We start from the raw sequence: 11445 nt of genomic DNA, 5'->3' as shown, positions 1-11445 counted from the left end.
TCACTGCCACTCCGCATGAAAGCCCGATGCGCAGCGGATGTTCCGCCAGTTCCTTGGGATCCAGTGCCACCCGCACCGGCAGGCGCTGCACCACCTTGATCCAGTTGCCGCTGGCGTTCTGCGCCGGCAGCAGCGAGAACGCGCTGCCGGTGCCGGCCGACAGTCCCGGCACCTTGCCGTGGAAAACCACCTTGCCGCCATACATGTCGGCGACGATGTCGGCGTGCTGGCCGACGCGGATATGGCGCAGTTCCGATTCCTTGAAATTGGCGTCGACCCACAGCTGGTCTAGCGGCACGATGGACAGCATCGGCGTGCCCGGCGTGACGTGGGCGCCGACCTGCACGCTGCGCTTGGCGACATAGCCCGACACCGGCGCCAGAATCGCATTGCGGCGCGCCGCCAGCCACGCTTGCGCATAGTCGGCCCTGGCCGCCTGCACGGCCGGGTGCAGCGCCAGCGCCACGCCTTCCACGCCGGCCCTGGCGGCGTCGGCCTGCTTCTGCGCGACGGCGATGGCGGCGCGCGCGTTGTCGACGGCCTGGCGCGCATGCGCCACGTCTTCGCCGGAGACGGTATGGTCGGCCGCCAGCGGCGCGCGGCGCGCCAGATCGTCCTGCGCGTTTTTCAGCGTCAGCTGGCGCTCGGCGATGGCGGCGTCGTACTGCGCCACGTCGGCGTAGCGCTGGCGTTGCTGACGCACGACGGCGCCGAGGCGGGCTTCGGCCTGGCTCAGGGCGACGTCGGCGTCGGTCGCATCGAGCTTCACCAGTACGGCGCCGGCCTGCACCATCTGCGTTTCGTCGGCGCGGATTTCCTGCACATTGCCGGCCACCTGCGACGACAACGTCACCAGGTTGCCGCCGACGTAGGCGTTGTCGGTGTCCTGGCTGTTCGACAGCACCGCCTCGTAATAGGCGAAGTAGGCCAGGCCGCCGACGAGGAATAACACGGTGATGCCGACCAGGACGCGCCGGCGTTTTTTCTCGCCCGCTTCAGGGACCGCAGGGTTGGTGGCGGGGGAGGTGTTTGGATTGCTCATGTTGATGCCTTAGTTTGAATTCTGGGACACGGTATGGTCGTCGATGCGGTAGCCGCCGCCGAGCGCATTGGTCAGCGCCACTTCGGCCAGCTGCTCCATCGTTTGCAGCGCCAGCGCGGCGTCCTGCTGTTTCAGCAGCGCGGCCTGGCGCTGCAGCACGGTGGCGTGATCGGCCAGCCCGTGATCGAGGCGGGCCCGCGCCGATTGCAGTTGCGCGCGCGTGCCGGCGCTGGCGGCGTCCTGCTGCGCGATCTGGTTTTCTATGCCTTGCAGCTGGGCGCCGCTCTGCGCCACGTCGCGCACGGCGTCGATCACGCCCTGGTTGTACTCGGCGATGGCCTGGTTGCGCGCGCTGCGGGCGGTGTCGAGCTGCGCGGACAAACGCTTGCTGTCGAACAGCGGCAGCGTCAGGGTCGGGCCGGCGAACACGGTGCGGCTGGCGCTTTGCAGCAGATGATCGATGGACGTCGAATCGAGTCCCACCGCCGCCGTCAGGTTAAGGTCCGGATAAAACGCGGCCTTGGCGGCGTCGATGCCGCTGATGGACGCCTCCACGCGCCAGCGCGCCGCTTGCAGGTCCGGGCGCCGCGCCAGCAGCTCGATGCCGAGGCGGGCCGGCAGCGCGTGCGGCGCGTCGACCAGCGGCTGCGGTTTTAAATTCGCCAGCAGCTGGTCGTCGGCACCCGCGCCCGCATCCGCGTCGCCATCGGCGCCGACCAGCGCGCGCAGCGCTTCGCGTTCATGCGCGGCGTCGGCGGCGAGCAGCGCCCGCTGCTTGTTCATCAGGCTCAGCTCCGTCTCGGCCTGGCGTTGTGCATCGGCGTCGGCCAGGCCGTGGGCGATGCGCTGGACCTGGTCCTGTATCAGCGCCGTCTGCGTCCGCGTCAGCTGATCGAGATTGGCCAGCCGCGCCCAGTCGCCTTGCAGTGTGAAGTAGCTTTGCGCGATGGCCGCCGCCAACGCCTGTTCGGCCTGCGCGTATTCGGCGCGGCGCGCCTGGACTTCGCCGGCCGACGCCGCGATCTGCGCGCGGTTTTTGCCCCACCAGTCGAAGTTGTAGCGCGCCTCCAAACGGATGGTCTCTTCGGTGTAGTAGGCGCCGCCTATGGGCGCCGGGAACAGGCCGGTGGCCGAGTAGCGCTGGCGATTGACGCCGGCGGCGAGGTCGGCGTCGATGCCCAGGTCGGCCGTCGTGCGCGACAGCGCCGAACGGGCCGCGCCGATGTGGGCGGCCGCCACTTCCAGCGTCGGGCCGGCGGCCAGCGCCCGCGCGATCAGCGCGTTGAGCTGGGCGTCGTGGTAGACGGTCCACCACTGCGCTTCGGGCCAGCCTTCGTGCGCCAGCTTGATGTCCGACGACAGCCGCGCCGAGGCGACGTCGCGCTGCGCCAGCGCGTCGCGGTCCTGGGGGATGTGGGCGCAGCCGGCCAGGCTCAGTGCGATCGCAGCGAGGCAGGCTTGGGCAAGGGGAGTTAATTTGGTCACGGTGCTTCCTAAAGTGTTAGTCCATCGCGGCGTGGTCGACGACGACCGGCGCGTTTTTCTTCGGTGGGCGGATCAGCAGCAGCAGCGGGATCACCAGCAGCGTCATAATCATCATCAGCCAGAAGTCGTCGACGTAGGCGATCATCGAGGCCTGGCGCGTGATCTCCTCGTTCAGCGCGGCGGCCGCCGCCGGCACCGAGGCGCTGTAGACCGGGCTGTCGACCAGGGCCTGGTTGGCGTTCGAGATATGCTCGGTCAGCGCCGCGTGCACGGTCTGGGTGTTGCGCACCAATAGCGTCTGCACCATGGCGATGCCGATGCTGCTGCCGATATTGCGTATCAGGCTGTAGATGGCCGTGCCTTCGGCGCGCATTTCCGGCGTCAGCGTGGCGAAGGTGGCGGCGCTGAGCGGCACGAACACCAGGCCCAGTCCCAGGCCCTGGATCACGCCGGGCCAGACGATGTCGCTGCGCGAGAGCACCAGCGTGTAGCCGGTCATCTGCCACAGCGAGAACGCGGTGATTAAAAAGCCGGTGCCGAGCAGCAGCCGCAGGTCGACCTTGCCGACCAGGCGCCCGACCATCATCATCGCGATCATGGTTCCCAGGCCGCTGGGGGCCGTCACCAGGCCGGCGACGGCGGCCGGATAGCCCATCAGCGCCTGCAGCATCGACGGCGTCAGCGCGCGCGTCGCGAACAGCACCATGCCGACGATGAAGATGAACAGCAGGCCGCTGACGTAGTTGGCGTTTTTCAGCAGCCGGTAATCGAAGAACGATTTGCCGGCCGGGCGCAGCGCCGTGTGGGCGATGAAGTAGCAAAAGCTCAGGGCCAGCACGCCGGCCTCGATCCACGTTTCGGTCGAGCCGAACCAGTCATTCTGTTCGCCGCGGTCGAGCAGCATTTGCAGCGCGCCGATGGAGAGGCTGAGGGTGGCGAAGCCGAAGCCGTCGAAGCGCATCTTGCGCGCCGCCGCCACCGGCCGGATGTAGCGCCAGATGCCGTAGAACGCCACCGCGCCGATCGGCACGTTGATGAAGAACACCCAGCGCCAGTTGTAGCTGTCGGTCAGCCAGCCGCCCAGCGTGGGGCCGAGGATGGGACCTATCATCACGCCCATGCCCCACACGGCCATGGCCGAGCCGTGCTTTTCGCGCGGGTTGATGTCGAGCAGGACGGCCTGCGACAGCGGCACCAGCGCCGCGCCGAACACGCCTTGCAGCAGGCGGGCGGCGACGATTTCGGCCAGCGATCCCGACAGGCCGCACAGCACCGACGCCAGCGTGAAGCCGGCCACCGACACCAGGAAGATATTCTTTTGGCCGAAGCGGTCGCACAGCCAGCCGGTCAGCGGCGTGGCGATGGCGGCGGCGACGATGAAGGAGGTGAGCACCCACGTGATCTGGTCCTGCGACGCCGACAGGCTGCCCTGCATGTGCGGCAGCGCGACGTTGGCGATGGTGCCGTCGAGCGCCTGGATGATCGTCGCCAGCATGATGGAGATCGTGATCATCGGCCGGTTCAAGCCGTCGTCGGGGACGGCGGCGGCGCCGTTGCTACTGCTGCCGGCCACGCTCATGTCAGCGTCTCTATGCTCGCTTGCAGGGCTTCGAGCAGCTCGGTGGCGGCGCGCAGCGCGCCGCGGTCGACGCGGTGCAGGATTTCGCGGCGGAAGGCGTCGGCCTCGATCTTGACCTTGGCGTAAATTTCCTCGCCTTCCGGCGTCAGGCTCACCAGCTTGACACGGCGGTCCAGCGCCGACGGCGTGCGCACCATGTAGCCGGCCGTGACGAGGCGGTCGATGGTGACCACCATGGTCGGATTTTCGACGCCGACGCTGGCCGCCAAGCGCGTTTGCGACAGCGGCTCCGGGCCGCTCTTGGCGGCGTAGGCGATGGCCAGCCAGCTGGCCTGGCTGATGCCGAGGTACTTGAGGCGCCGGTCCAGCGCCGTGCGCCAGCCGCGCGCCGTGCTGTGGACGGCGGCGGTAAAGCGTTCTTCGATAGAAGACATACCATTCACCTACTAATAGTTAGATATCGAACTATTAGTATAAGCGATAAGCCCGCGGCCAACAAGCGGCATCGCCAGCGGCCGGCTTTGATGGTACGATGCCAAGAAGGCAAGTCTGCAAAGGATGCGATGAAACGAGCTGTGATTTCCATGATGTTGGCGGCGGTGCTGGCCTTGTTCGCCGCGCTGGCGGCGCCGGCAGCGCGCGCCGCCGGCGTCGATGGCGCCGATGCTGCCGGGGCGGCGGACGATGGCGCCGCGCCGCCGGTGACGCCGTACCGGCCGTCGGTGTCGACGCCGGCCCAGCTGCCGGCGCCCGGCCAGCTGGAACTGGAACTGGGCGGCGTCAGCGCGCGCACGGCCGACGGCCAGCGCGGCGGCCTGCCGTATACGCTCAAGCTGGCGTTCAGCGAACAGTGGGGCATGGTGGTCGGCGGCGAAGCGTTCGTGACGCAGCCGAACGACGACGGCACGCGCGGGCGCGGCCTCGGCGACACCCAGCTGGTGCTCAAGCGCGCCTTCCTGGTCGACAGCGACACCGCCTTCGGCCTGGAGCTGGGCGCCAAGCTGCCGACGGCCAAGGACGGCATCGGCAGCGGCAAGGCCGATTACAGCGTCAACGGCATCTACAGCCGCGACCTCGGTCCGCTGCACATGGACGCCAACCTCAATTACACGCGCCTGGGCGTGGCGGACGACGGCGGCGGGCGCGGGCAGACCGGCTGGGCGGCGGCGTTCTCGCTGCCGCTCGGCGCGCGCTGGGGCGCGTTGACGGAGCTGTCCGGCAGCCACCGCGGCGGCGCCGGCGACCCCGCGCAACTGCTGCTGGCGGCCACCTTCAGTCCGAGCAAGCGCCTGACCTTCGACTTCGGCGCCGCCAAGGGCTTGAACCGCGCCGCGCAGGACTGGTCGGTGTTCAGCGGCGTGGTGCTGCCGTTGGCGCGGCTGTGGTGACTTGGTACGCTTGCGCACAGACGCTGGCGGCGGCGCCGGCCATGATCGTGCTCAATCAGCGGCCTCACGCCGCTGTCTCCAGGAGAGCGATCATGAAAAAAATCTTGTCTATCGGTTTGGGCGCCGCGGCGCTGGCATTGAGTGCGTCCGCCATGGCGGCGGATATTTCGGTCAACATCGGCGAACCGGGTTTTTACGGCCGCCTCGACATCGGCGGTTATCCGCGTCCCGAAGTCATCAACAGTACGCCGGTGGTGATCGAGAACGCGCGCCACGCGCCGGCCGCGCCGGTCTACCTGCGGGTGCCGGTCGAGTACCAGCGCCACTGGGCCGACCACTGCCGCCAGTACGGCGCCTGCGGCGAGCGGGTCTACTTCGTGCAGGACCGCTGGTATGCCAATCAATACGCGCCGCACTACCGCAGCCTGCATATGCAGCACGACGAGCGCCATGACGACCGTCGCGACGATCATCGCGACGACCACCATGACGACCATCACGATGATCGCCGCTGACCGCGGCCGATCCTCGCACTGAGAACGGGAGCGCCATTTGCACAGTAAAATCGTGATCGTCGGCGGCGGGGCGGGCGGGCTGGAACTGGCCTGCAAGCTGGGCCGCAAGCTGGGGCCGGATCAGGTGATGCTGGTCGATTGCCGCCTCTACCACATCTGGAAGCCGTCGCTGCACGAGGTGGCGGCCGGCACGCTGGACATCCATCAGGAAGGCTTGTCCTACCAGATGCTGGCCCACGATAACGGTTTTACCTATGTCTATGGCGCGCTGACGGCGCTCGACGCGGCCGCGCGCCGCGTCACCGTGGGCGCCGTGCTGGGCCCGTCGCGGGAAACGGTGCTGCCGGAGCGGCGCGTCGGCTACGATGCGCTGGTGCTGGCCATCGGCAGCACCGCCAATTATTTCGGCGTGCCCGGCGCGCAGCAATACACGGTGGCGCTGAACGCGACCGAGGATGCGGAGCAGTTCCGCCTGCGCCTGCTGAAACTGCTGACCGAGGCCGAACTGCGCAAGGAACACGAAGCCGACGCCGGCGTCGACATCGTCATCATCGGCGGCGGCGCCACCGGCGTCGAACTGGCGGCCGAATTGCGCGAAGCGAGCGGCGTGTACCTGAGCTACGGCTTCCGCCAGTTGCAGGCGCTGAAGGATGTGCGCATCACGCTGCTCGAAGGCGCGCCGCGCATTTTGGCGCCGCTGCCGGAGAAAGTGTCGACGGCGGCGCTGCGCTTATTGGACGAGCGCGCGATCAAGGTCGTGACCGAGACCCGCGTCACCGCCATCGGCGCGCGCGATGTGACGGTGGCCGACGGCACGGTGTATGCGGCCGATATCTGCGTCTGGGCCGCCGGCATCAAGGCGCCGGCGGTGCTGGTCGGGCTGGGATTGCCGCTCACGCGCTCGGGACAGATCGACGTCGACGGCGGGCTGGCGGTCCGGGGCCATCCGAATATTTATGCGCTCGGCGATTGCGCGGCCTGCGTCGACGCCAACGGCACCAGCGTGCCGCCGCGGGCGCAGGCGGCCCATCAGCAGGCCGATTATGTGCGCGCCATCTTGCTGGCGCAGGCGGCCGGCAAGGCGCCGCCGGCCAAGGCCTATGTGTACCGCGACTATGGTTCGCTGGTGTCGTTCGGGCACAGTTCGACGGTGGGCAGTTTGATGGGGTCGCTGAAGGGCTTGAGCTGGTTTGTCGACGGCTTTATCGCGCGGCTGATGTATGTCAGCCTGCACCTGATGCACCACCAGGCCGTGCTGGGCACGGTGCGCACCGGCGTGCTGGCGCTGGCGCGGTTTTTGATTAAGCGCAGCCGACCACTGGTCAAGCTGCACTGAAGCGTGAGCCGTCGCTCCGTGGTCTGACCCCGATGCGCCGCCGCGTGACACGTCTAGGCTGCGGCGCCCGGCTTGGGCAGGATCACCGTCAGCGTGGCGCCGGCGCCGGCGTTGGCGCTCAGCGTCAGGCTGCCGCCCAGGTGCAGCGCCCGCTCGCGCACCGTGCGCAGGCCGAACTTGCCGGCGATGGCGTCGGCCTGCGCGGCGCCGTTCAAGCCGATGCCGTTGTCCTTCACCGTCAACCGCACCTCATCCTCATTGTCGTCGACGATCACGTCCACCTCGCTGGCCTGGGCGTGCGCGGCGATGTTGCGCAAGCCTTCTTCCAGCGCGCGCAACAGCACCACGCCGTGGCCGCGCGGGCACGTCAACTCCTCGTCGGGCAGGCTGCACCGCGCTTTCAGGCGCTGCTGTTCGCCGAACTGCGCGACCAGCTCGCTGAGCGCGACGCGCACACCGAGAAACTCCAGCTTGTCGTTCCACAGCCGGTGCTGCAACTGGCGGTTGTTGTCGATGATGTTGTGCAGCAGCCGCTTCATCTGCGCCATGCGTTCGAGCAGCGCCGGCTCGGGCGGCATTTTCTGGGTCAGCAGACTCAGGTGCATGGTCAGCGCCGTCAGCGACGAGCCCAGGCTGTCGTGCAGCTGGCGCGCCAGCGTGCGCCGCTCGTCGTCCCAGCAGGCGCTGACGTGGCCGAGCAATTCGCTCAGTTCGGCTTCGCGGACGGCGCTGGGCGGATTCGGTTGCGGCGGCGATGCGGACATGGTGGTCTCAGTGGAAAAGTGGCGCGACATGTTGCTTCAGCAAATCATACCCGAGGATGACCGGCGGCGGCGCACCGCGGCGCGCCGTCGGCGCGCGCCGGCGGGATGGGCCATCGTCAGGCCGCGCCCTCAAGACTTGAACGCCAGCGGCGCGCCGCTGCCGATGGCCTGCATCAGTTGTTCGATCTCGACCGGCTTGACCAGGTGCAGGTCGAAGCCCGCTTCGAGCACGCGGCGGCGGTCTTCGGCCAGGCCGTAGCCGGTCAGCGCGATCAGCCGCATGGCGCGCGTGGCCGGATCGGCCCGCAACCGGCGCGCCACTTCATAGCCGTCGATGCCGGGCAGGCCGATGTCGACCAGCGCCAGGCCGGGCAGGAAGCGCGCCGCCAGTTGCAGGCCGGCCAGGCCGTCGGCCGCGTGCTGCACGTCGTAGCCGTAGCAGGCCAGCATCATCGACATCATTTCGCGGCCGTCGTCGTTGTCCTCGATCAGCAGCACGCTGGGTTTGCCGAGCGGGGCCGGCGCGGTCGCCACCGGCGCGCCGACCGGCGTCGCGCAGCGCGGCAGGCGCAGCGTGAAGGTGCTGCCGTGGCCGTTGCCGGCGCTGTCGGCTTCGATGGCGCCGCCGTGCAGGTCGGCCAGGCGCCGCACCAGCGACAGGCCGATGCCCAGCCCGCCCTGGGAGCGGTCGAGCGTGCGGCTGCCCTGGACGAAGACGTCGAACACGTGGGGCAGCAGGTCGGCGCCGATGCCGACGCCGGAATCGCGCACCATCAGCACGACGTTGTCGTCCTCGATCCAGGTGTGGACGGCGATGGTGCCGCCGGGCGGCGTGTACTTGAGGGCGTTGTCGATGAGGTTGCTGGCGATTTGCTCGATGCGGGTGGCGTCGGCGTCGACCCAGGCGTTTTCGAGGTCGATGTCGAACTGGTGCTCGGTGCTGCGGCCGCTGGCCTGGTAGGTTTCCAGGCAGGCCGTCAGCAGCACGGCCAGATCCAGCGGCGCGCGGTTGAGCAGGATCTTGCCGGACATGGCGCGCGACAGGTCGAGCAAATCGTCGACGATGCGGCCCAGGTGCTGGCTCTGGCGCTGGATGATTTGGCGGGCGCGGCCGACGCCGTCGGCCGACACGCCGGGCAGGCCGATCAGCGAGGCCGCGCTGCTGATGGCGCTGAGCGGATTGCGCAGCTCGTGGCCCAGCATGGCGAGGAACTCATCCTTGGCGTGGTTTTGCTGCTGCGCCACCCGGCGGTCCTCGATTTCGCGCGTCAGCCGCGCATTGGTGGCGGTCAGCTCGGTGGTGCGCTGGCTCAGTTCGCGGGCCTGCTGCTTCAATTCCTCGTTCTTCATGGCCAGCGCGACGAAAACGGAAATTTTCGCATACAGCACTTGCGGGATCACCGGCGTGAACAGGAAGTCGACCGCGCCTTTTTGATAGGCCTTCAGGCGGTCGAGCTCGTCGGCCAGGAAGGCCGTGATGAAAATGATGGGGATGTCGGCCGAGCGCGCGCGCTGGTGGATGGCCTCGGCCGTCTCGAAACCGTCCATGCCGGGCATGTTGACGTCGAGCAAGATGACGGCGAAGTCGTGCTTGAGCACCTGGCGCAAGCCTTCCTCGCCGGAGCGGGCGCCGATGACTTCGTACGATTCCTGATCGGCCCACTGAGCGAGCAGGCTGGTCAAGGCGTACAGGCTGTTGGCGTCGTCGTTGACGATCAGGATCTTGGGTTTATCTAGTGTAGGCACGTCATCTCTGCGCTTGCTGGTACATCAACTGTAGGGATATGGCGCGTTGCGGCATGCTGGGCACGCCGCCGGTGCGCCGTTCTGTCGGCGCCGCTTTCCGCGGCGGCAATGCGGCCAGAGAAACCGCTTCGATCATAGCAATTGCCTAAATGAATGTCAAAAACGCGGACGGCAATCGGACGCGGGGGTACGCTTGCGCACAGAGGGCGGGCGCCGCCGCGGGCATAGTGGCTCGGTAGCGTCGCTTCCCACGCTGCGCCGCCGGTCCCGCCGGCGCGCCGCCACCTATCTTAAAGGAAACATCATGAACATCGATACCATTGTGGACAAGGATTATCTGGGCAAGAATTTTCGCGCGCTGGCCGATGCGCCCATCAGCGCCCTGTGCGGCGTCAGCGGCAAGGATGCCAAGCTGCTGGCGCAGACCTTCAACGTGACGACCGTGCGCGAACTGGCCAATCTGGACTTCGTCAAATGGGCGTGCGCGATCACCACGCTGGCCGACCAGGAGCGCACGCCGGAAGCCGAGCAGGCCAAGGAGAGCTTGCTCGACGGCGCGGTCGAGATGACCTTCCCGGCCAGCGACCCGATCTCGGTCGATGCCGGCGTCACCCGCATCGAAGTGGCGCCGGACATGGTCGATGCCCAGGGCGACCACCAGGACGCCGGCCAGGTCGAGCACAGCACGCGGCGCGGCGTCAAGGAAGCCAAGGCGGCCAAGGCGGCCAAGGCGCCAAGCACGCATTAAAGCGCGCGGCCCGCGCCACGGGCCGCATCGTCCGGCATGGCGGCCGCGTCGCGCGATACCAGCGACGCGGCTTTTTTTCGTGGTTTTCGTGGTGTTGTGCGGCGCACCGGTGAGGTGGCCGCCCGCCGGCCGTCTCAGGCCACGGACGACGCCATCTTCTGTATCACCTCGGCGCTGCTGTCGGTCGCCAGTTGCTGGGCCCAGCAGCAGCGGTTCTTGCCGGCGCGCTTGGCCTGGTAGAGGGCGCCGTCGGCCACCGCGATCAGGGCGTGGACGTCGTCGGCGTCGTCGGGATAGATGCCTATGCCTATGCTGGTCGACAGTTGCAGCGTCAGCCCGTTGACCTGGTAGGGCGCGGCGATCACCTCGATCAGCTTGGCCGCCGGTTCCTTGGCGTCGCTCAGGCCGCCGACGTCGCCCATGACGATGACGAACTCGTCGCCGCCCACGCGCGCCACCGTGTCTTCGCGACGCGAACTGTTGACCAGGCGCTGCGCCACCTGCTTGAGGATTTCATCGCCGTAGGCGTGGCCGTGGCAGTCGTTGATGGCCTTGAAGCCGTCCAGGTCCAGATACATGACGGCCGCCTTGTGTTGTTGCCGCGCCGCGTGCTGGAGCGTGGTGGCGATGCGGTCTTCCAGCAAACGCCGGTTGGGCAGGCCGGTCAGCGGATCGTGCAGCGCCAGTTCCTGCTGCTGCTTGCTGTACTGGGCCAGCTCCTTGTACAGCAGCCGCACTTCCAGCATGTTGTGGATGCGCTTGTGCACTTCGAGCAGGTCGAAGGGCTTGCTGATGAAGTCGCGCGCGCCCGCTTCCAGCGCGGCGATCTTGAAGCTCGGCTG

11 protein-coding genes are annotated in these 11445 nt (G+C 68.1%); 4 read left to right on the top strand and 7 right to left on the bottom strand.

Features of this window, described 5'->3' with window-relative positions:
- The 4 genes from Q0S71_RS22385 to Q0S71_RS22370 form a co-directional block, all read right to left on the bottom strand.
- The coding region (locus Q0S71_RS22385; protein ID WP_296000714.1) for an efflux RND transporter periplasmic adaptor subunit at nt 1–1042 on the bottom strand (1042 nt) is incomplete at its 3' end.
- A 9-nt stretch (nt 1043–1051) separates the two neighbouring features.
- Complete coding sequence (locus Q0S71_RS22380) at nt 1052–2527, bottom strand: efflux transporter outer membrane subunit (RefSeq protein WP_296000711.1); 1476 nt, start codon at nt 2525–2527, stop codon at nt 1052–1054.
- A 16-nt stretch (nt 2528–2543) separates the two neighbouring features.
- Complete coding sequence (locus Q0S71_RS22375) at nt 2544–4106, bottom strand: MDR family MFS transporter (protein WP_296000709.1); 1563 nt, start codon at nt 4104–4106, stop codon at nt 2544–2546.
- Entirely contained in the window at nt 4103–4540 is a 438-nt protein-coding gene (locus tag Q0S71_RS22370; protein WP_296000705.1) for a MarR family transcriptional regulator, read from the bottom strand. The genes Q0S71_RS22375 and Q0S71_RS22370 overlap by 4 nt, the downstream gene beginning before the upstream one ends.
- 129 nt (nt 4541–4669) lie before the next feature.
- On the opposite strand from Q0S71_RS22370, the gene Q0S71_RS22365 reads away from it, so the two are divergent.
- The 3 genes from Q0S71_RS22365 to Q0S71_RS22355 all read left to right on the top strand — a co-directional run bounded on the left by Q0S71_RS22365 (nt 4670) and on the right by Q0S71_RS22355 (nt 7345).
- On the top strand, nt 4670–5494 hold the full coding sequence (locus Q0S71_RS22365; protein WP_296000703.1) for a transporter: 825 nt from the start codon (nt 4670–4672) through the stop codon (nt 5492–5494).
- Between the two features lie 92 nt (nt 5495–5586).
- Nucleotides 5587–6009: a hypothetical protein gene (locus Q0S71_RS22360; protein ID WP_296000700.1), complete on the top strand. Its 423-nt coding sequence runs from the start codon at nt 5587–5589 to the stop codon at nt 6007–6009.
- A gap of 37 nt (nt 6010–6046) precedes the next feature.
- On the top strand, nt 6047–7345 hold the full coding sequence (locus tag Q0S71_RS22355; protein ID WP_296000698.1) for an NAD(P)/FAD-dependent oxidoreductase: 1299 nt from the start codon (nt 6047–6049) through the stop codon (nt 7343–7345).
- Nucleotides 7346–7398: 53 nt separating this feature from the next.
- Here the strand turns inward: Q0S71_RS22355 and Q0S71_RS22350 are convergent, their stop codons facing one another.
- Nucleotides 7399–8109: a histidine kinase gene (locus tag Q0S71_RS22350; protein WP_296000696.1), complete on the bottom strand. Its 711-nt coding sequence runs from the start codon at nt 8107–8109 to the stop codon at nt 7399–7401.
- A 129-nt stretch (nt 8110–8238) separates the two neighbouring features.
- Entirely contained in the window at nt 8239–9855 is a 1617-nt protein-coding gene (locus Q0S71_RS22345) for a response regulator (RefSeq protein WP_296000694.1), read from the bottom strand.
- A 304-nt stretch (nt 9856–10159) separates the two neighbouring features.
- Here Q0S71_RS22345 and Q0S71_RS22340 point away from each other — a divergent pair, with 304 nt between their 5' ends.
- Complete coding sequence (locus Q0S71_RS22340) at nt 10160–10603, top strand: hypothetical protein (RefSeq protein WP_296000693.1); 444 nt, start codon at nt 10160–10162, stop codon at nt 10601–10603.
- A 134-nt stretch (nt 10604–10737) separates the two neighbouring features.
- Here Q0S71_RS22340 and Q0S71_RS22335 read toward each other — a convergent pair.
- The coding region (locus Q0S71_RS22335; RefSeq protein ID WP_296000691.1) for a diguanylate cyclase at nt 10738–11445 on the bottom strand (708 nt) is incomplete at its 5' end.

It is taken from the genome of Rugamonas sp. (assembly GCF_025354735.1).
Classification (GTDB): Bacteria; Pseudomonadota; Gammaproteobacteria; order Burkholderiales; family Burkholderiaceae_D; genus Rugamonas.
Note: the sequence above shows the minus strand (reverse complement) of the source record. Positions and strands in the feature narration are given on the sequence as shown.

Excerpts from the sequence above, each read along its gene's own strand:
- Q0S71_RS22375 (WP_296000709.1), bottom strand. The coding sequence starts at position 4,106 with ATGAGCGTGGCCGGCAGCAGTAGCAACGGCGCCGCCGCCGTCCCCGAC.
- Q0S71_RS22340 (WP_296000693.1), top strand. The coding sequence starts at position 10,160 with ATGAACATCGATACCATTGTGGACAAGGATTATCTGGGCAAGAATTTT.
- Q0S71_RS22370 (WP_296000705.1), bottom strand. The coding sequence starts at position 4,540 with ATGTCTTCTATCGAAGAACGCTTTACCGCCGCCGTCCACAGCACGGCG.
- Q0S71_RS22365 (WP_296000703.1), top strand. The coding sequence starts at position 4,670 with ATGAAACGAGCTGTGATTTCCATGATGTTGGCGGCGGTGCTGGCCTTG.
- Q0S71_RS22350 (WP_296000696.1), bottom strand. The coding sequence starts at position 8,109 with ATGTCCGCATCGCCGCCGCAACCGAATCCGCCCAGCGCCGTCCGCGAA.
- Q0S71_RS22360 (WP_296000700.1), top strand. The coding sequence starts at position 5,587 with ATGAAAAAAATCTTGTCTATCGGTTTGGGCGCCGCGGCGCTGGCATTG.